General features: G+C 72.2%; 17 protein-coding genes. 13 read left to right on the forward strand and 4 right to left on the reverse strand.

Features of this window, described 5'->3' with window-relative positions; all coding sequences use genetic code 11:
- Positions 1–39: 39 nt before the first annotated feature.
- Positions 40–762, reverse strand: a complete 723-nt coding sequence (locus ABZ457_RS14245; RefSeq protein ID WP_359157558.1) for an N-acetylmuramoyl-L-alanine amidase — start codon at positions 760–762, stop codon at positions 40–42.
- A 60-nt stretch (positions 763–822) separates the two neighbouring features.
- On the opposite strand from ABZ457_RS14245, the gene mnmA reads away from it, so the two are divergent.
- Complete coding sequence (gene mnmA, locus ABZ457_RS14250; RefSeq protein ID WP_359157560.1) at positions 823–2,010, forward strand: tRNA 2-thiouridine(34) synthase MnmA; 1,188 nt, start codon at positions 823–825, stop codon at positions 2,008–2,010.
- A gap of 26 nt (positions 2,011–2,036) precedes the next feature.
- Here the strand turns inward: mnmA and ABZ457_RS14255 are convergent, their stop codons facing one another.
- Together ABZ457_RS14255 and ABZ457_RS14260 are read right to left on the reverse strand one after the other, a co-directional pair.
- Positions 2,037–2,558, reverse strand: a complete 522-nt coding sequence (locus ABZ457_RS14255; protein ID WP_359157562.1) for a hypothetical protein — start codon at positions 2,556–2,558, stop codon at positions 2,037–2,039.
- An 85-nt stretch (positions 2,559–2,643) separates the two neighbouring features.
- Positions 2,644–4,098 (reverse strand): hypothetical protein, encoded by a 1,455-nt coding sequence (locus tag ABZ457_RS14260; RefSeq protein WP_359157564.1) that lies wholly within the window; start codon positions 4,096–4,098, stop codon positions 2,644–2,646.
- Between the two features lie 235 nt (positions 4,099–4,333).
- On the opposite strand from ABZ457_RS14260, the gene ABZ457_RS14265 reads away from it, so the two are divergent.
- The 3 genes from ABZ457_RS14265 to ABZ457_RS14275 all read left to right on the forward strand — a co-directional run bounded on the left by ABZ457_RS14265 (position 4,334) and on the right by ABZ457_RS14275 (position 7,586).
- A complete protein-coding gene (locus ABZ457_RS14265; protein ID WP_359157567.1) occupies positions 4,334–4,768 on the forward strand; it encodes a hypothetical protein in 435 nt (144 codons plus the stop codon).
- Between the two features lie 14 nt (positions 4,769–4,782).
- Complete coding sequence (locus ABZ457_RS14270) at positions 4,783–7,053, forward strand: hypothetical protein (RefSeq protein ID WP_359157569.1); 2,271 nt, start codon at positions 4,783–4,785, stop codon at positions 7,051–7,053.
- A gap of 86 nt (positions 7,054–7,139) precedes the next feature.
- Positions 7,140–7,586 carry a hypothetical protein gene (locus ABZ457_RS14275; protein ID WP_359157571.1) on the forward strand — a complete coding sequence of 149 codons (447 nt, stop codon included), beginning with the start codon at positions 7,140–7,142 and terminating at the stop codon, positions 7,584–7,586.
- A 63-nt stretch (positions 7,587–7,649) separates the two neighbouring features.
- On the opposite strand, the gene ABZ457_RS14280 is transcribed toward ABZ457_RS14275, so the two are convergent.
- Positions 7,650–8,444: an alpha/beta fold hydrolase gene (locus ABZ457_RS14280; protein ID WP_359157573.1), complete on the reverse strand. Its 795-nt coding sequence runs from the start codon at positions 8,442–8,444 to the stop codon at positions 7,650–7,652.
- Positions 8,445–8,541: 97 nt separating this feature from the next.
- Between ABZ457_RS14280 and ABZ457_RS14285 the strand changes: the two genes are divergently transcribed.
- The 9 genes from ABZ457_RS14285 (at position 8,542) to gatB (ending at position 19,550) form a co-directional block, all read left to right on the forward strand.
- Entirely contained in the window at positions 8,542–9,081 is a 540-nt protein-coding gene (locus ABZ457_RS14285; RefSeq protein ID WP_359157575.1) for a TIGR00730 family Rossman fold protein, read from the forward strand.
- Between the two features lie 52 nt (positions 9,082–9,133).
- Positions 9,134–9,823 carry an SDR family oxidoreductase gene (locus ABZ457_RS14290; protein ID WP_359157577.1) on the forward strand — a complete coding sequence of 230 codons (690 nt, stop codon included), beginning with the start codon at positions 9,134–9,136 and terminating at the stop codon, positions 9,821–9,823.
- A gap of 133 nt (positions 9,824–9,956) precedes the next feature.
- Positions 9,957–10,961 (forward strand): methionine synthase, encoded by a 1,005-nt coding sequence (locus ABZ457_RS14295; protein WP_359157579.1) that lies wholly within the window; start codon positions 9,957–9,959, stop codon positions 10,959–10,961.
- A gap of 92 nt (positions 10,962–11,053) precedes the next feature.
- Positions 11,054–13,288: an NAD-dependent DNA ligase LigA gene (ligA, locus tag ABZ457_RS14300; protein ID WP_359157601.1), complete on the forward strand. Its 2,235-nt coding sequence runs from the start codon at positions 11,054–11,056 to the stop codon at positions 13,286–13,288.
- 377 nt (positions 13,289–13,665) lie between these two features.
- On the forward strand, positions 13,666–15,783 hold the full coding sequence (locus ABZ457_RS14305; protein WP_359157581.1) for a bifunctional diguanylate cyclase/phosphodiesterase: 2,118 nt from the start codon (positions 13,666–13,668) through the stop codon (positions 15,781–15,783).
- A 207-nt stretch (positions 15,784–15,990) separates the two neighbouring features.
- Complete coding sequence (gene gatC / locus ABZ457_RS14310; RefSeq protein WP_018845281.1) at positions 15,991–16,287, forward strand: Asp-tRNA(Asn)/Glu-tRNA(Gln) amidotransferase subunit GatC; 297 nt, start codon at positions 15,991–15,993, stop codon at positions 16,285–16,287.
- A gap of 5 nt (positions 16,288–16,292) precedes the next feature.
- A complete protein-coding gene (gatA, locus tag ABZ457_RS14315; protein WP_359157584.1) occupies positions 16,293–17,786 on the forward strand; it encodes an Asp-tRNA(Asn)/Glu-tRNA(Gln) amidotransferase subunit GatA in 1,494 nt (497 codons plus the stop codon).
- Entirely contained in the window at positions 17,783–18,025 is a 243-nt protein-coding gene (locus tag ABZ457_RS14320; protein WP_359157586.1) for a hypothetical protein, read from the forward strand. The genes gatA and ABZ457_RS14320 overlap by 4 nt, the downstream gene beginning before the upstream one ends.
- A gap of 16 nt (positions 18,026–18,041) precedes the next feature.
- The gene (gatB, locus tag ABZ457_RS14325) at positions 18,042–19,550 is read left to right on the forward strand and encodes an Asp-tRNA(Asn)/Glu-tRNA(Gln) amidotransferase subunit GatB (protein ID WP_359157588.1); all 1,509 of its coding nucleotides are present in this window, start codon (positions 18,042–18,044) and stop codon (positions 19,548–19,550) included.
- The last annotated feature ends 73 nt before the right edge of the window (positions 19,551–19,623 follow it).

Raw genomic sequence — 19,623 nt, forward strand, 5'->3', positions numbered from 1 at the left:
CCGCGCGCCCCCCGCGCCCCCCGCGGTCCCGCCCCGGGGCTACGCCCCGCCGCCCCGCGCCTGCGCCCCCTTCGCCGCCGCCCGCTTCGCCTCCGGCAGGGCCGCCCGCACCAGCTTCAGATAGCGGTCCCAGTCCCAGTGCGGGCCCGGGTCCGTGTGGTCCGTGCCCGGGATCTCGACGTGGCCCACGATGTGCTTCCGGTCCACCGCGATGCCGTGGCGTGCGCAGATGTCCGCCGTGAGCCGGGCCGAGCCCGCGTACATCGCGTCGGTGAAGTCCTGCGGCCGGTCCACGAAGCCCTCGTGCTCGATGCCGATGCTGCGCTCGTTGTAGGAGCGGTTGCCGCAGTGGTAGGCGACGTCGAACTCGCGGATCATCTGCGCGACGTGACCGTCCTTGCGCACCACGTAGTGGGTGGCCGCCCGGTGCAGCGGGTCCCGGAACACCTTCAGGGCCGTCGCGTAGCTGCCCTGCACGACATGGATCACCACCCGGTCGATCGCGTAGTCGTCGGGCCGCCAGGCCAGCCGCCAGTTCGCCGCGTTCGCCGAGACCCACTCCGCCCTCGCGAAATCGAGCTCGCCCTCCTTGCGCGGCGGGCGCGCCCAGGGCATGCCGCGCCACAGCCGCCGGATCTCGTCCTCGGCGAGCAGCCCGCCGCCCACGACGGCCGCGCCGCCGCCGATCAGCACGGCCCGCCTGGTCACGCCCGGCTTCTTCCCGGGCTTGCGCCGGCTGCCGCGCTCTTTCTCGCTCCCCATGCCGACCACAACGCATACGCACGAGCTTTCGGTTCCCGCGCCCCGTACCCTGGTACCGCTATGACTGAGACCTCCCCGACGCCGACGTCCCCGGCCCGCCGGCCCACCCCGCCCGCCGCGCCGAGCGGGCCCGCCGCACGCCCCCTCCGCGTCCTCGCCGCGATGTCCGGCGGCGTCGACTCCGCCGTGGCCGCCGCCCGCGCCGTCGAGGCGGGCCACGACGTCACCGGCGTCCACCTGGCGCTCTCCGCGAACCCGCAGTCCTTCCGGACCGGCGCGCGCGGCTGCTGCACCATCGAGGACTCCCGGGACGCGCGGCGCGCGGCGGACGTCATCGGCATCCCCTTCTACGTGTGGGACCTGGCCGAGCGGTTCCGCGAGGACGTCGTCGAGGACTTCGTCGCCGAGTACGAGGCCGGCCGCACGCCCAACCCCTGCCTGCGCTGCAACGAGAAGATCAAGTTCGCGGCCCTGCTGGACAAGGCGCTCGCCCTCGGCTTCGACGCGGTGTGCACGGGCCACTACGCGACGGTCGTGGTGCGCGAGGACGGCAGCCGCGAGCTGCACCGGGCCAGCGACATGGCCAAGGACCAGTCGTACGTCCTCGGCGTCCTCGACGAGCGGCAGCTCGCCCACGCGCTGTTCCCGCTCGGGGACACCCTGACCACCAAGGACGAGATCCGCGCGGAGGCCGAGCGCCGGGGCCTCGCGGTCGCGAAGAAGCCCGACAGCCACGACATCTGCTTCATCGCCGACGGCGACACCCAGGGCTTCCTGGCGAACCGGCTGGGCCGCGCCGAGGGCGACATCGTCGACGAGAGCGGCGCGAAGATCGGCACCCACGGGGGTGCGTACGGCTTCACCATCGGCCAGCGCAAGGGCCTGCGCATCGGGCACCCCGCGCCGGACGGCAAGCCGCGCTACGTCCTGGACATCTCCCCGGTGAACAACACGGTCACTGTCGGCCCCGCCGAGGCCCTGGACGTCACCGCCCTCACCGCGATCAAGCCCCGCTGGTGCGGCACCGCCCCCGACGGCCCCGGCCGCTACACCGCCCAGCTCCGCGCCCACGGCGGCGAGACCGAGGTCGCGGCGGAACTGGTCGACGGCACGGAGCTGCGCGTCGCCTTCGACGAGCCGGTCCGCGGCGTCGCCCCGGGCCAGGCGATCGTCCTCTACGACGGCACCCGCGTCGTCGGCTCCGCGACCATCGCGACGACGGTCCGCCGGGAGCCGGCGAACGCCTGAGCCGCCGGCCATCGCGCGGGACACGGTCAGGAGTCAGGGCATTCCCCGTCGCCGACGCTGATGGACACGGAGTCGTAGCCCATCGCCATCTTGCGCTTCAGGGCGTAGACGCTCAGACAGAAGGCGGTGTCCGTGCCGTCGGCGGTGACGGTGTAGGCGGCCTGTTCCGGGCCGCCGTCGAACAGGGCGAGCTCCGGCGGGTCGGAGGCGAGCGAGACGGTCAGCCCGTCCGGCGAACTGTTGCCGTGCCGGGCGATGGAGGACTCCAGGATGTCCGTGTAGTTGACGGTCCCGGGCCCGAACTGCGCCTCCCCCGACAGCCCGGCCGCCGCGTCCGTCACCGCGGACCGCAGCTTCTCCTCGTCCCAGGTGGCGCTTCCGTTGAGCAGATCCGGGTGCTGGACCAGATAGAGGCCGCCGAAGGCGAACAGCAGGGACCCGACGATCAGGGCGCGGCCGACGGGGTTGTGCGGGTTGTAGACATAGCGGCTCGTGCCCCACTTACTGCGGATGAATACGCGGTCTGCGTCGTCTCGGCTGTCGGTCATGGTGCGATCTTCGACGCCGGAGGTGCTTTCTGGCCAGGGATGTGGGAGTGATGTGGCCCGTGGGGCCGGCCGTGTTCCGCGCCGGTCAGGACCGGGCGTGGTCCGTCTCGGCGCGGGCGAGTTCGGCGTCGTAGGCGGCGGCGTCGAAGCGGTACGCGGGCGGGGGTGTCCCCCTGTGGGGGCCGCGCCAGCCGTCCCACACCACCTCCGCGCCCTCCCGGCGGATCGTCACGTACAGCGCGCCGCAGCAGCCCTCCGTGCAGTACGCCTCCGCCAGTTGAACCTCGTGACCCGTGGTCGTGGCCCGCAGCGCGCCCGTGCCGAGCAGGGGCCCGGGCGGGTTTCCGGGCCCCTGGCCGAAGGCCTCGTCCACCAGCGGGCGTCCGCCGATCAGCAACCGCGTCTCCACGGCCTCCCGACGAGCCGGGTCGTGCACCGCGGCCTCGATCCGCAGCGGGACCGTCTCCGGTACCGGCGCGAACGGCATCCGGGCGGTCCGGCGGGCCCAGTCGAGCCGGTGGCGTCCGGCCGCGTCGTCCGGGTCGGGGCCGGTCAGGACCGCCTGCCAGCGGGGCGTGGCCAGCAGGGCGCCCAGCGCGGCGAGCAGGTGCGCACGCTGCCCGGCCGGCCGGGCCGGCAGCACACCGGGCCCGCTCCGCAGATCCTGGGCCAGACCGAGGAGAACCGCCCAGTGGCCCAGCGACGGCGTCAGCGCCGCCGCGCCCCGGACGACGGCCTCCTGGATGGCGACGGCGTCCCGGTAGTGCAGGATCTCCGGGACGTAGTGACGCCGGCTCGTCATCAGGACCAGCAACCGCGCGGCCCCGGCCAACAGGGCGGGATCGCGCGGGTACTCGCGCACGGCGTCGGCCAGCCGCGTCGCCTGGGCGATCCGGCGGGCGGCCTCCGCGTCGACCTCGCGGTCCGGTGCCTCCGTCCGCAGCCAGTCGAGCGCCGCCGCCCTGTCGTCCGCCGCGAGGCCCTCGTTCAGCGTGCGCAGGGCGTGGTCGTCCTCGCGGCAGTGGCGTTCGAGCCAGACGGCGGACGCGGCGATGTGATCCAGGGTGTCCAGCGTCGTGACGGCGACATGGGTGAGATCGGGCAGCGCGGCCAGCGCGCGGAGATACGGTACGTCTTCGGCGTCGCCGACGCGCCCGAGCAGGGCGATCCCGGTGAACACGGCGTACCAGGTCGTGCCGGTGCGGGTGAGCCGACGGGCCAGGGCACGGGCCCTCGCTTCGTCGGTGAGGGTGGATTCCCTTGCCGCGCGCAGGAGATGGGGGTGCTTCAGGTCTTCCTCGCGCATGCGGCGGGGAAGTTCCTCGGCGGCCCGTGCGGTGTCCGCGCCGGCGGCCGACGACTCGACGATCCGCCGCGCCACGGCGACGGACTCGCGCCCGGTGCGCCGGGGCCGCGGGGCGCTCACGGGACCGGGGCGGCGTGGTGCGACGGGGGCGTCGCCTCCGACGCGGGTGAGGTGCAGCGCGTACGCGTACAGGGGGAGGTCGTGGAGCGCGGCGCGCTCGTCCTCGGCGCTCACCAGGTGCGGCGGGACTCGATTCGGTGGCTCATGCGCCGATCCTGGCACGTCGCGCTCCCGGGCCGCCAGCGGGAATTCCGGTGCTGTCGGGAGATCCGAAGCGAAAGCAGGAGAGTCCCCCGGTCGTCCACCCGGTCACCGCTCTCGTCGGCCCTCGACGTAGGGTCTGAGGGCGTGGGCTCGAACGCGTGCCCGCAGGAAACGGGCCGAAGTCGCTGACGCCACGGGGGACACGATGGCATGGGATGAGTGGGAGCAGATCAAGTCCGAGGTCGCGTCGCGGCGCGCGGACGGAATGCAGCTCAACGGCACCGGTGGTACAGGCGGTGCCGACGGGGCGGCCGACCTCAGGACGTACTCGCAAGGAAAGCGCGGTGCCATTGGCTTCCTGGAGGAGCACATCCGTCCGGGGCTGGGCCGGGCCGGCGGGCATGCCGACGAGTCCACGAACGCGGCCGAGCGGGAGTTCAGCGGCTGGGACACGGGTTCCGGTCTCAAGGACGCCCACGAGCAGTGGGCGCAGCAGGTGAAGAGCATGCAGGCGCGTCTCGCCCGGGACCAGACGTCGCTGGGCCAGGCCAAGCGCGAGTTCCAGTACGTCGACCACGGCGTGGGCGGGGACGCGAAACGGTCCTCCAACCTGCTGCCCGACCCGCGGCGCGAAGCCTAGGAGGCGGCGAACACATGCTCACCTACCAGGATGCGGTCACCGTGAATCTGGCCACGCTCACCACGGCGGCCAAGCACTGGGACGAGACGGCGGACGGCTTCGACGAGTTGCAGGAGGCCTATGACCGTTCGGTTCTGCGGGTCGCGACGGGCGGGGAGTGGGTCGGCGCGAGTGCGGGGTCTGCGAAGGGCCAGTTCACGGCCACCAGCAAGCAGTTCGCCGCCGGCCAGACCGAGGCACGCGCCATCGCATCGATCCTCCGTGACGCTCACGAGCAGTTCGCGAGGCTGATCGGTGAAGTCAAGGAGCTCGTGGAGCAGGCGAAGAAGGCCGGGTTCGCCGTCGACGCCCAGGGAAGGGCGCACTACGACTTCGAAGAGCTCGCGAAGTACCGCAACGACCCCGACTATGACGACATCGTGACGAAGGCGAAGGCAGCCGAGGGGCGCTGGACGCGGAGTATCGCTGCGGCCGTCCGGGCTGTCGACGACGCCGACCAGGGAGTGAAGCTCGCCCTCCACGACGCCGCCGGGGTGAAGGGCTTCTTCGAGCGCGTATTCGACTTCGACTCCGTCTTCGGCGGACCGGGGTTCAACGGCGAGGCCGTCGGAGACATCGAGGTGGTCGAGGCGCGGGAGGCCAAGAAGTACGCGGATCAGATTCTCGCGGGGGAGAAGCCCGCGGATCTGGCGGAGTACGAGCGCCTCATGCGCGACAACGCGCACGACGAGGCGTTCAGCCGCACACTGCTGAACTCCCTGGGCGCCGAGGACACGTTGAAGCTCTCCAACAAGGTCAACGACCTCGCGTACTTCGACGACACCAAGGACAAGCGGTCCTACCTGAACATCAACAGCGGGCTGGCCACCTCCCTCGCCACGGCCACCAAGGTGCCCGACTTCTACGGGCCGAGGAACGCCGAGGGCAACCGGCCGAAGCTCGACTACGGCTCGGCGGAGTACAAGAAGCAGTTCGAAGACTGGAAGAAGACCCCGGACGGGCGCTACTACACCCACTGGGTCGACGAGTTCCACAAGTACGGCGACGACAAGTACGACCTCAAGGTCGCGGGCGAGAAGATCCAGATCGGTCACGGCAGCAATCAGGAGGTCCGCGGCTATCAGAGCCTCGCCACACTGATGCAGCAGGGGGAGGGCTTCTCCGCGCCCTTCGTCGCGGACGTGACGGACAACATGATCGCGATGGAGAAGAAGGACCCGGACATCTGGGACCTCCGTGGCGAGTTCAGCGGCAAGAAGGACGGCTGGTTCGCCAACGACCCGGTCGACGGCGCCCTGGACGTGATGAGCCGCGATCCCGCCGGGGCCGCCGCTTATCTGGACCCCGGTACGACCGAGGGCAAGGAGCGCTACCACTACCTGCTCGGCCAGGGAGACGGCTCCCGTGACTGGGACATCGTCGACACGAGGGAGTACCGCAAGGTCGAGACCTCGGGCCCCGACCAGGAGGACGCGGACACCCGCGCGGGCCTGGGTGCGGCCCTCACGGCAGCGGCGACGGGTGTGGATCCGGCGGGCGGCCAGCCCCGGCCCACCGGTCACAGCGAAGCGAACAACCGGATCTTCGAGTACAGCCTGGAGTACCTGTCGAAGCAGGGCGACGACATGCATTCGTCACTGCGGGACGACATGGCGAAGATCCTGGTCAACCATGGCGATGAGGTTCATGAGTCAATGGGCAAGATCTCTGGACAGTCGAGCGACAACTCGCTGCTCAATCAGGGACAGCTCATGGAAATAACGAAGCAGGTATCCCGAAGTCAGGAATCGTACGGAATCCTGCATGAGGGCATGAACTATGCCATGCTTCAGGACTTCAATGACGCGGGTAGAGCCCCCGAGGACACCCTTCGCTCCGCCGGACACACTGTCGGCTTTATGGAAGAAGCTCGCTACAACGCGCTCAAGGGCGACCTGAAGGACTATACGTGGGAAAAGGCGTGGAGTTACCATGCGTCGGGTGCCGCGCTCAACTTCATTCCAGTGGTTGGGGATATTGCACAACGAGGCGCTGACGTCGTAACGACCGCTTGGATTATGGACGAGCAGAAGCAGCAGTCCGAAAAGCTTACTGGTGACAGTCAAGCCACTTATCAGACTCGGCAGCGTCAACTCGATGAGCTTGCGCGACAGTGGTACGCGGCCAACTCGGACTGGGCGCGTGAGAACCCTGGCTTCTCGCTGGAGCAGGGTGTGTACGACCAGATCGCCGCAGCGGCGAACGACGGCAACAAGCACGCCGACGGCCTTTCGGGAGACCAATGATGAAGTGGGTTCGGCGTGGGGCGGCGGTGTTCGTCCCCGTAGCACTGGCGCTGACCGTCACGTCGTGCGGCGAGGGAGGCTTGGCGGTGCCCGAGAAATTCTGCGGTGTATCCGTGAACGAGGCCGTGCTGTCACCTCTGCTGCCTGGCGGCGGGGAGGTCACTGTTCGCGAGGACGGGGCGCCCGACCCGGGGCTCATGTGCGACGTGCTGGTTGACGGCAACCGAGTGCTGGACGCGACCGTTCGCGAGGTGGACGCGCCGTTGCCTCCTGAGGACTGGGACACAGCGCTCTCCCTCTACAGCAAGGCCGAGAGGCGAGCTGTCCCGTTCTCCGGTGCGGCCGTGATCGGCGCGGACGGCGCGCGAGTCGAGGCGAGGTGCGACAACTCCGCGAACTCGGAGTTTCTGCTCATCAACGTCGGTCTGCAGGGCGATCACGTCGAGAAGTCGGAAGAGGCCGTCGCCGATGTCGAGCGCTTCCTGAATGACTTCGTTTCCGGGATGACCAGGAAACTGGGGTGCACCTCCTGACGGTTCGGGGAAGCATGGGCATGCCTGCGTCACCGAAGCGCTGTTCTGGGCCCGCCCACCCCGTCAGAAGAACTCCGCCAGCACCGGTGCCAGCACATGCGGTGCCACCTCGTGCGCCTGGCCCGTCAGGGTGCGGTGGCGGGCGCGGGGGAGGGTGGTGGCGAGGGTGCGGGTGGGATCGCGCCGGGGATCGGGGCCGGCGCCGCCGTCGACGACCAGGACGCGGCAGGTGACGGAGGCCGGCAGGCAGGCCGGGAGCATGCCGTCGCCCAGGACCGCGCAGTCGTACGCCAGGGTGGGCGCCAGCACCGCCATGTCCTGCCAGACGGGCAACTGCCGCAGCCCGTACAGCGCTTCGTCCGGCATGCCCGCCGCGCGCAGGTACGCGGCCAGGGCCTCGTCCCGGTGGCCCCCGGCGAGCAGGGACGCCAGGCGGGCGGCGAGCCGGCGGTGGGCCGCGGCGGCCGCCGGGGCCGTGGCGTACGGCGGCTCGTAGACGGACAGGCGCGCGACCGGGACCCCGGCCGCCGCCGCGCGCAGGGCCAGCGCCGCTCCCGAGGCCGTGCCGTGCACCCGCGCCTCGCCGCACCCCGTCGCCGCGATCACGGCGGCCAGGTCCTCGATCTCCCGATCCACGGCGTACGGCGCGGTGTCCCCGCTGCCGCCCCGGCCGCGCCGGTCGTAGGTGAACACCGTGAAGGCGTCCGACAGCAGCTCCGCCAGCGGGGCGTCCGAGGCCGCCGTGCACAGGGCGCCGCCGACCAGGACCAACGCCGGGCCCCGGCCGCGCCGTTCGCAGGACAGCGGTGTGCCGTCCCGGGAGACGGTCCTGATCAGGGTGGTGCTCGTGACGTCCATGGCAGGGGTGACCGGGCCGGCCGGCGGAACTCATCGGCGCGGGCCGGGAAACTCGTCCCCGCACGGGCCGGACACCCGGCGGGTCTACCGTGAGCCCATGGACATCTGCGTCTTCCTCTCCGCCGCCGAGCTCGACGAGCGCTACACCACCCCGGCCCGTGAGTTCGCCCGGCTTCTCGGCAAGGGCGGCCACACCCTGGTGTGGGGCGGCTCGGAGAGCGGTCTGATGAAGGTCGTCGCCGACGGGGTGCAGGAGGCCGGCGGGCGGCTCGTCGGCGTCTCCGTGGAGTTCCTGCACACCCTCGCCCGCGAGAACGCCGACGAGATGCACATCGCCAGGGACCTCGCCGAACGCAAGGCGCTGCTGCTCGCCAAGTCGGACGCCGTCGTGGTCATGGTCGGCGGCACCGGGACCCTGGACGAGGCGACCGAGATCCTGGAGCTGAAGAAGCACGGGCACACCGACAAGCCCGTGGTGCTGCTGAACACCGCCGGGTTCTACGACGGCCTGAAGCAGCAGTTCCGGCGGATGGAGGAGGAGGGCTTCCTGCCGGTGCCGCTCACCGAGCTGGTCTTCTTCGCGGAGGACGGCGCCGGGGCCCTCGCCTACCTGGAGGAGACCGCCGGCATCCGCTGACCCCGGCCGGGCCCCCGGCCCCCGGCCCTGCCCGGAGTGCGACGATGGCCGCATGGCTACCCATCTGATCACCGGCGCGGGCTCCGGCATCGGCGCGGCCGTCGCGCGGCGGCTGCACGACCGCGGGGACGAACTCGTCCTCGTGGCCCGGGACGCGGGCCGCGCCCGGGAACTCGCGGAGCGCTTCCCCGGCGCCGGGACCCTTGTCGCCGATCTCGCCGAGCCGGACCGCGTCTCCTGGGCGCTCGGCCACCAGACCGTGCCCGACCGGATCGACTCGCTGCTGCATGTCGCGGGCGTGGTCGACCTCGGCCGGATCGGCGAGCTGACCACCAAGACCTGGCACCACCAGCTCAATGTGAACCTGATCGCGCCCGCCGAGCTGACCCGCCTCTTCCTGCCCCAACTGCGGGCCGCCAAGGGGCATGTGGTGTTCGTGAACTCCGGCGCCGGGCTCACCGCGCACGCCGAGTGGGGCGCGTACGCGGCCTCCAAGCACGGGCTCAAGGCGCTCGCGGACTCGCTGCGGAACGAGGAGCACGCGGCGGGCGTCCGGGTCACCTCCGTGTACCCGGGGCGCACCGCGAGCCCGATGCAGGCCAAGGTGCACTCCCAGGAGGGCAAGGAGTACGACCCGGCCCGCTGGATCGACCCGGAGTCGGTCGCGACGGCGATCCTGACCGCGATCGACCTGCCGCGCGACGCGGAGATCAACGACCTGACGGTCCGTCCCGGGAGGTAGGGGGAGGGGCCCGCCCCGGACCGGGCCCGTCCCCGGCCCGGGCCCCGCCCCACCCCCAACCGCCCCCACCCCGCCCCGCCAGGCGCCCCGCCCGGTCGAGCCGCGCTCCGCCCGCCCCGCGTACGCTTCCGGCGTGAGCGACACGAACACGTTCCCCTGGTCACCCGCCACCGGGGTCGGATCCATGCCCGGAGGCGACGCCCGCGAGAGCGCGAAGACCGTCACCGGGTCCTTCGAGGACTTCCCGTACCTGGCCGAACTGCCCGCCCGCGGCCCCGGCGCCGACATGATCGGCCGGACCCTCGGGCTGCTGGTCGACCTGTACGCGCACGTCGAGCCCAGCGGCTGGCGGGTCAGCGACCGCCCCGGCCGCGACACCCGCCGCGCGCACTCCTGGCTGGGCGAGGACCTGGACGCGCTGGAGGAGTTCACCCAGGGGTACGAGGGCCCGCTCAAGGTGCAGGCCGTCGGCCCGTGGACGCTCGCCGCCTCGCTGGAGCGACGCGGCGGGGAGGCCGCCCTCGGCGACCCGGGCGCCTGCCGGGACCTCGCCGCCTCCCTCGCCGAGGGGCTGCGCGCGCATCTCGCCGACGTCCGCCGCCGGGTGCCCGGCGCCCGGATCGTCCTCCAGCTCGACGAGCCCTCGCTCACCGCCGTGCTGCGCGGCCGGGTCCGCACCGCGAGCGGCTACCGCACCCACCGCGCCATCGACCGGCAGATCGCCGAGAGCGCCCTGCGCGAGCTGGTGGCGGTGCACGACGGCCCGGTCGTGGTGCACTCCTGCGCGCCGGACGTGCCCTTCGCGCTGCTGCGGCGGGCCGGGGTCGCGGGCGTGTCGTTCGATTTCGGACTCCTCACCGAGCGTGAGGAGGAGGCGATCGGGGAGGCCGTCGAGGGCGGCACACGGCTCCTCGCGGGCGTGGTGTCGTCCACGGACGCGGCGTTGTCCGACCCTGGCGGTAGCGTCATGGGTGTCAGGACGCTGTGGCGCAGGCTGGGGCTGAATCCGGGGACTCTCGCCGAGTCCGTCACCCTCACGCCCTCCTGCGGTCTCGCGGGCGCCTCGCCGGCGTACGCGCGCGCGGCGCTCGCCCACTGCGTCCGGGCCGCGAGATCGCTCGCAGACAACCCGGAGTGACGGGGCACGGGAAACGGGAGGACGAAACGGTGGCTGGCGAAGAGCGGGACGAGGCGGGCGACGCCGGGCGGAGCGGTGCCGGGGAAACGGTGCTGCCCACCGAGGAGACGGCACTGCCCGCCGAGGCGCGCGAGCGGCACGCGCGCCTCGCCGAGCAGGTCGACGAGCACCGCTTCCGGTACTACGTGAAGGACGCCCCGGTCGTCAGCGACGCCGAGTTCGACCGGCTGCTGCGGGAGCTGGAGGCGCTGGAGGAGGAGTATCCGGCGCTGCGCACCCCGGACTCCCCGACCCAGAAGGTCTCCGGGGACTACGAGACGGAGCTGACCAAGGTCGAGCACCGTGAGCGGATGCTCTCCCTGGACAACGCCTTCGACGACGAGGAACTGGCCGCCTGGGCCGAGCGCGTCGCCCGGGACGTGGGCGCGCCCGGCTACCACTTCCTGTGCGAGCTCAAGGTCGACGGCCTCGCGGTCAACCTCACCTACGAGAAGGGCCGCCTCACCCGCGCCGCCACCCGGGGCGACGGGCGCGTCGGCGAGGACATCACCCCGAACGTGCGGACCATCGCCGAGATCCCGGACCGCCTCAGCGGCGACCGCATCCCCGACCTGGTGGAGATCCGCGGCGAGGTCTACTTCCCGATGGACCAGTTCCTCGCCCTGAACGAGCGCCGGGTCGCGGCCGGCGAGCAGCCCTACGCCAACCCCCGGAACTCGGCCTCCGGTTCCCTGCGCCAGAAGGACCCGCGGGTCACCGCGACCCTGCCGCTGCGCATGGTGGTGCACGGCATCGGCGCCCGCGAGGGCCTGGACATCGACCGGCTGTCCGAGGCGTACGCGCTGCTGCGTGAGTGGGGGCTGCCGACCGCCAAGCGCAGCAAGGTGGTGAGCACCCTGGAGGAGGTCCGCGAGTTCATCGCGCACTTCGGGGAGAACCGCCACGCGGTGGAGCACGAGATCGACGGTGTGGTCGTCAAGCTCGACGAGATCCGGCTCCAGGGCCGGCTGGGCTCCACGGCGCGCGCCCCGCGCTGGGCGATCGCCTGGAAGTACCCGCCGGAGGAGGTCAACACCAAGCTGGTCGACATCCTGGTGGGTGTCGGCCGCACCGGCCGGGTCACGCCGTACGCGCAGGTGGAGCCGGTCACGGTGGCGGGCTCCGAGGTCGAGTTCGCCACCCTGCACAACCAGGAGGTCGTCAAGGCCAAGGGCGTCCTCATCGGCGACACGGTGGTGCTGCGCAAGGCCGGTGACGTCATCCCCGAGATCCTCGGCCCGGTGGTCGATCTGCGGGACGGCAGCGAGCGGGAGTTCGTGATGCCCGCCGAGTGCCCCGAGTGCGGCACCCCCCTGAAGGCCATGAAGGAGGGGGACATCGACCTCCGGTGCCCCAACGCGCGCTCCTGCCCGGCCCAGTTGAGGGAGCGGGTCACCTATCTCGCGGGCCGTGAGGCGCTGGACATCGAGTTCTTCGGCGAGGTCGTGGCCGCGGCGCTCACCGGCCCGCTGGAGCCGTCCGAGCCGCCGCTGAAGGACGAGGGCGACGTCTTCGACCTCACCATGGAGCAGTTGCTGCCCATCAGGGCGTATGTCGTCGACAAGGACAGCGGTCTGCCCAAGCGGGACCCGAAGACGGGTGAGGAGAAGACCGCCATGGTCTTCGCCACCAAGCAGGGCACCCCGAAGGCGAACGCCGTGAAGCTGCTCGCCAATATCGAGGTGGCCAAGAGCAGACCGCTGGCCCGGATCATCAACGGCCTCTCCATCCGGCACGTCGGCCCGGTCGCCGCGCAGGCGCTCGCCCGCGAGTTCCGCTCCATCGAGCGGATCGAGCAGGCGAGCGAGGAGGAGCTGGCGGTCACCGACGGCGTGGGCGCCATCATCGCCGCCTCCCTCAAGCAGTGGTTCGCGGAGGACTGGCACCAGGAGATCCTGCGCAAGTGGCGCGCGGCCGGCGTACGGATGGAGGACGAGGCACCGGAGGGGGAGGAGGGGCCCCGTCCGCTGGAAGGTCATACGGTCGTCGTCACCGGAACCCTGGAGAACCACACCAGAGATGGCGCAAAAGAGGCGCTCCAGAGCCTCGGAGCGAAAGTGGCCGGTTCCGTGTCCAAGAAGACGAGCTTCGTCGTCGTCGGCGACAACCCCGGCTCCAAGTACGACAAGGCGATTCAGCTCAAGGTCCCGGTGCTGGACGAGGCGGGCTTCGCGGTCCTTCTGGAGCAGGGGCCGGAAGCGGCACGTGGGGTGGCCGTGAACCAGGAGCCTGAGGAGGCGCCCGCGGAGGCCCCCGAGGAGCCCGCGGAGGCCGCCGAGGGGGCGTGAGACGGGCCCCGGCGCTTCCGGCACGGCTCGTGCCGGGGGGCGCGGGGGCGCTCACAGGGGGCGCGCGAGGCCGGAATGCGATGGGTCGCCCGCCGGTGGAACGCCGAGTACAGGTCACCGGTTCGGTGCATATCAGATGAACAAGGGTGGCGGGGTCGCATTCGGGCAAGGACAGTAGAGCGCTGCCCGTTCGAGCGTCCCGCGGCCTAGTGTTGACCTGTGCGCCTGTCGTGCGCGGCCGTGTGGCGTGAATTCCGGTCGTGGTGGCACGACATGGGACGTCGTCACCGGGTGCCGTCCGGTCCGCCGGGCGGCCCGGGGGCGGTCGACCCGGCAGTACCAGGGCATCGGCACCGCCGGCTGTGAGAGGGACGGGAATGGAACCGACCGAGAGCGCCGCCCCGGTCTCGCGGCCGCGTGCACTCGCGGCCCTCGCGGGCGCCGTCCCCGGCCTCACCGCGGCCGTCGTCGCGGCGGCCGGGCTGCTGCTGGCGGCCGGCGCCGTCCTCACCGTCCGCGGCGGCGGCGCCCTGTTCCCCGGCGGCGCGGCCGGACTCTCCCTCGCGCTGCTCACCGGGATCATCGTCGGCCACCTGGTCGCCCTCGGCCGGGACCGCTGGTGGGGCGGCACCGGCTCCGGCGCCGCTCTCGCCCTGGCCACCCTCCTGCTCTACGGCTGGGTGCCCGCCTCGCTGGTCAGCGTCTCCGTGGTCGCCCTCGCCGGGGCCGCCGGGCGGGGCAGACGGCGCCAGGCCCTGCTGCACGGCGCCGTCGACATCCTCGGCATCGGGGCGGCCGCCCTCGTTCTCGCCGCCTTCGGCGTCGTCCCGACCGTCGAGGAGCCCTGGGACCCGCTCGCCTGGAGCGTGGGGGCGGTGCCCGAGGTCGTCCTCGCCGCCACCGCGTATCTCGCCGTGACCCGGCTGCTGCTCTGGTACGTCCTCGCGCCCCAGGCCGGCGGGCTGCCCACGGTCGCCCGCACCGCGCTGCTGCGGCAGGGGCTGTTCGCCCTCGCCCTCGTCGGGATCGCCCCGCTCATCTGCGTGGTCGCCGTCGCCGTCCCGCTGCTGCTGCCGCTGTTCGCCGTCCCGCTGATCGCCCTCGACTCCACCCTGTGGATCGCCCGCGCCCGCGCCGAGGAGCAGCTCAAGGACCCGCTCACCGGGCTCCCCAACCGGCAGTGGCTGCTGGAGCGCACCTGGACCGCCCTGGAGGACGCCGAGAGCAGCGGCGCCCGCTCCGCCCTGGTCCTGATCGACCTGGACCGCTTCCGGTCCGTGAACGACACCCTCGGCCACCTCGCCGGCGACCGGCTGCTGCTCCAGATAGCCGAGCGGCTGCGCCTCGCCCTGCCCCGGGGCGCGGAGGCGGCCCGGCTCGGCGGCGACGAGTTCGCCGTCCTGCTGCCCACGGCCGACTCCACCACCAGCGCCCAGCGCGTCGCCCGCCACCTCGTCGCCGAACTCTCCTCCCCGCTCGACCTGGACGGCCTCACCCTCGTCCTGGAGGCCAGCGCCGGCCTCGCCGTCTTCCCCGATCACGCCCTCGACGCGGAGGGGCTGCTCCGCCGGGCCGACGTCGCGATGTACCAGGCCAAGCGGGACCGCACCGGCGTGGAGGTGTACGAGTCCAAGCGCGACAGCAACACCCCCGACCGGCTCGGCCTCCTCGGCGACCTGCGCCGCGCCCTGGACGCGGGCGACGTCGAACTGCACTACCAGCCCAAGGTCCGCTTCGACGGCCAGGTCTCCGGCCTGGAGGCCCTGGTGCGCTGGGTGCACCCCGAGCGCGGCCGGGTCCCCCCGGACGAGTTCATCGCCATCGCCGAGTCCTCCGGGCTGATGCCCCATCTGACCGAGTACGTCCTGGAGACCGCCCTCGCCCAGGTCGCCCGCTGGCGCGCGCAGGGCCTCAACGTCCCCGTCGCCGTCAACGTCTCCCCCCGGGACGTGCACACCCCCGGCTTCGCGGGCGCGGTCGCCGCCCGGCTGGCCCGGCACGGCGTCCCGCCGGGCGCCCTCCAGCTGGAGATCACCGAGCACGTCCTGCTGGAGGACCCGCAGCGGGCCGCCGACACCCTCGCCGGGCTCGCCGACCACGGCGTGAAGATGTCCCTCGACGACTTCGGCACCGGCTACTCCTCCCTCGTCCATCTGCGCCGGCTGCCCGTCAGCGAGCTGAAGATCGACCGCTCCTTCGTGGCCCGTCTCGCCCGGGACGCGGAGGACGCGGAGATCGTCCGCTGCACCGTGGACCTCGCCCACTCGCTGGGCCTGCTGGTCGTCGCGGAGGGCGTCGAGGACGACGAGACCTGGGAGCGGCTGCGCGATCTGCGCTGCGACGCGGTGCAGGGCTGGCTGGTCGCGGCCGCGATGCCGCCGCAGGAGACCACGGCGTGGCTGCTCGCCCGGGGCGAGCGCGGCTGGCACCGGCCGTCCCTCCAGCCGGGCAAGCGCCCGCCGCAGCAGCCGTCCCCGCGCCGGGCGGTCACCTAGGTGTATTGCCCCCGCGCCGCACGTGCGCCCCGGCCTGCCCCGCCCGCGTGCCCCGCCGGGCACCGTGCCGCCCGCGCCCCGGACGGTCACCCGGAGAGGCGCCCCGGAGGCCGCTGCCCGCCCGCCCCGGAAACCGTTTCACGGGCACCCCGGCGCGCCCCATAGGATTGAGCCGAAACCATCGCACTCACCCCTGAGGATCGCTGCATGCCTGGCATCACGCGCGAGGAGGTCGCCCACCTCGCCCGGCTGGCGCGCCTGGAGCTGTCCGGTGAAGAGCTCGACCACTTCGCCGGACAGCTCGACGACATCATCGGCGCGGTCGCCCGCGTCGCCGAGGTCGCCGACCAAGACGTCCCGCCCACCTCCCACCCGCTGCCGCTGACCAACGTCATGCGCGCGGACGAGGTCCGTCCGTCGCTCACCCCCGAGCAGGCCCTCTCCGGCGCCCCTGCCCAGGAGCAGCAGCGTTTCAAGGTCCCGCAGATCCTGGGGGAGGACTGATCACGATGACGGACATCATCAAGCTCACCGCGGCCGAGACGGCCGCGAGGATCGCCGCCGGCGAGCTCACCGCCGTCGAGGTGACCGAGGCCCACCTGGCCCGCATCGAGGCCGTGGACGAGAAGGTCCACGCCTTCCTTCACGTCGACCGCGAGGGCGCCCTCGCGCAGGCCCGCGCCGTCGACGAGAAGCGGGAGCGCGGCGAGAAGCTGGGCCCGCTCGCGGGTGTGCCGCTCGCGCTGAAGGACATCTTCACCACCGAGGGCGTGCCGACCACCGTCGGCTCCAAGATCCTCGAAGGCTGGATCCCGCCGTACGACGCGACGCTCACCCAGCGCCTCAAGGCCGCCGACGTGGTCATCCTCGGCAAGACCAACATGGACGAGTTCGCCATGGGGTCCTCCACCGAGAACAGCGCCTACGGCCCCACCGGCAACCCCTGGGACCTGACCCGCATCCCCGGCGGTTCCGGCGGCGGCTCCTCCGCCGCCCTCGCCTCCTTCCAGGCCCCGCTGGCCATCGGCACGGACACCGGCGGCTCCATCCGCCAGCCCGCCGCCGTCACCGCCACCGTCGGCGTGAAGCCCACCTACGGCGCGGTCTCCCGCTACGGCATGGTGGCCTTCTCCTCCTCCCTCGACCAGGGCGGCCCCTGTGCCCGCACGGTCCTCGACGCGGCCCTGCTGCACGAGGTCATCGCCGGGCACGACCCGCTCGACTCCACCTCCATCGACGCCCCCGTCCCGCCGGTCGTCGAGGCCGCGCGCAACGGCAGCGTCGCGGGGATGCGGGTCGGCGTCGTCAAGCAGTTCCGCGGCGAGGGCTACCAGGCCGGCGTCGTGCAGCGTTTCGACGAGTCGGTGGAGCTGCTGAAGGAGCTGGGCGCCGAGATCGTCGAGCTGGACTGCCCGTCCTTCGACCTGGCGCTCGCCGCGTACTACCTGATCGCGCCGTCCGAGTGCTCCTCCAACCTGGCCCGCTTCGACGCCATGCGCTACGGCCTGCGGGTCGGCGACGACGGCACGAGGTCTGCCGAGGAGGTCACCGCCCTGACCCGCGAGGCCGGCTTCGGCCCCGAGGTCAAGCGCCGCGTCATGCTCGGCACCTACGCGCTCAGCTCCGGCTACTACGACGCGTACTACGGCTCGGCCCAGAAGGTCCGCACCCTCATCACACGGGACTTCGAGAAGGCGTTCGAGCAGGTCGACGTGATCGTCTCCCCGACGACCCCGACCACCGCCTTCCCGATCGGCGAACGCGCCGACGACCCGATGGCGATGTACCTCGCCGACCTGTGCACCATTCCGACCAACCTGGCCGGCAACGCGGCGATGTCCCTGCCGTGCGGTCTCGCGCCCGAGGACGGCCTGCCCGTCGGGCTCCAGATCATCGCCCCCGCCATGAAGGACGACCGGCTGTACAAGGTCGGAGCCGCCGTCGAGGCCGCCTTCGTGGAAAAGTGGGGTCATCCGCTGCTTGAGGAGGCTCCGTCGCTATGAGCGCCATGGCAAAGAAGGCCAAGAACTTCAAGAAGTCCAAGACCGGTCTCTACGTCTCGCTGGCCAGCACCGCCTTCGGCGGCCTGAGCGTCGCCAAGCAGATCAAGATGGCCCGCCAGGACAACGACTTCCTGCGCCTCGCGGACGCCGCGGTGTCCGCCGCCGCGATCGTCACCGGCCTGGCCATCCTCTACCGCGAGCTGAAGCGGCTCGGCGACGACGACGTCCTGCTGGGCTGAGAGGGAAAGTTTCACCGTGACCGTCACTGAACTGGTGTCGTACGAGGACGCCCTCGCGTCCTACGACCCCGTCATGGGCCTGGAGGTCCATGTCGAGCTCGGCACCAAGACCAAGATGTTCTGCGGATGCTCCACGGAGCTGGGCGCCGAGCCCAACGCGCAGACCTGTCCCACCTGCCTCGGCATGCCCGGCTCGCTCCCGGTCGTCAACGCGGTCGGCGTGGAGTCGGCCGTCAAGATCGGTCTCGCGCTGCACTGCGAGATCGCCGAGTGGTGCCGCTTCGCCCGGAAGAACTACTTCTATCCGGACATGCCGAAGAACTTCCAGACCTCCCAGTACGACGAGCCGATCGCCTTCAACGGCTATCTGGACGTCCAGTTGGAGGACGGCGAGGTCTTCCGCGTCGAGATCGAGCGCGCCCACATGGAGGAGGACACCGGCAAGTCGACCCACGTCGGCGGCGCCACCGGCCGTATCCACGGCGCGTCCCACTCCCTGCTGGACTACAACCGCGCCGGCATTCCGCTCATCGAGATCGTCACCAAGCCCATCACGGGCGCGGGCGAGCGGGCCCCCGAGGTCGCCAAGGCGTACGTCGCCGAGCTGCGGGAGCTGATCCGGGCCCTCGGTGTGTCCGACGCCCGGATGGAGATGGGCCAGATGCGCTGCGACGTGAACCTGTCGCTGCGCCCCCACGGCACCGAGAAGTTCGGCACCCGCTCCGAGACCAAGAACGTCAACTCGCTGCGCAGCGTCGAGCGGGCGGCCCGGTACGAGATCCAGCGGCACGCCGCGGTCCTCTCCTCGGGCGGCACCATCGTCCAGGAGACCCGCCACTTCCACGAGGACGACGGCTCCACCACCTCGGGCCGGGTCAAGGAAGAAGCGGAGGACTACCGCTACTTCCCCGAGCCCGACCTGGTCCCGGTCGCGCCCTCGCGCGAGTGGGTCGAGGAACTGCGGGCCCAGCTGCCCGAGCTGCCGCGGGTGCGCCGCAACCGGCTCCGCGAGGAGTGGGGGATCTCGCCGGTCGACATGCAGTCGATCCTCAACGCGGGCGCGGTCGACCTGATCGTCGCCACCACGGAGGCGGGCGCCGACGCGGCCGCCGCGCGCAAGTGGTGGATGGGCGAACTGGCCCGCAGCGCCAACGAGTCGGGCGTCTCCCTGGACGAGCTGGCGATCACCCCGGCGCAGGTCGCCCGGGTGGCCGCGCTGGTCGCCTCCGGCGAGCTCAACGACAAGCTGGCCCGCCAGGTCATCGAGGGCGTCCTCGCCGGCGAGGGCGACCCGGACCAGGTCGTCGAGAAGCGCGGCCTCAAGGTCGTCTCGGACGAGGGCGCGCTCGGCACCGCCGTGGACGAGGCCATCGCGGGCAACCCGGCCATCGCGGACAAGATCCGCGGCGGCAAGGTCGCGGCGGCCGGCGCCCTGGTCGGCGCGGTCATGAAGGCCACCCGCGGCCAGGCGGACGCGGCCCGCGTCAAGGAGCTGATCCTCCAGCGCCTGGGCGTCGAGGGCTGACCCCGCCCGGTTCACCGTCCCGAGGGGGCGCCCCCCCCCCCCCCGGGGCGGGCGGCCCCCGCCGGGGGGGGGC

This window comes from Streptomyces sp. NPDC005805 (assembly GCF_040630445.1).
In the GTDB taxonomy this organism is placed as follows: domain Bacteria; phylum Actinomycetota; class Actinomycetes; order Streptomycetales; family Streptomycetaceae; genus Streptomyces.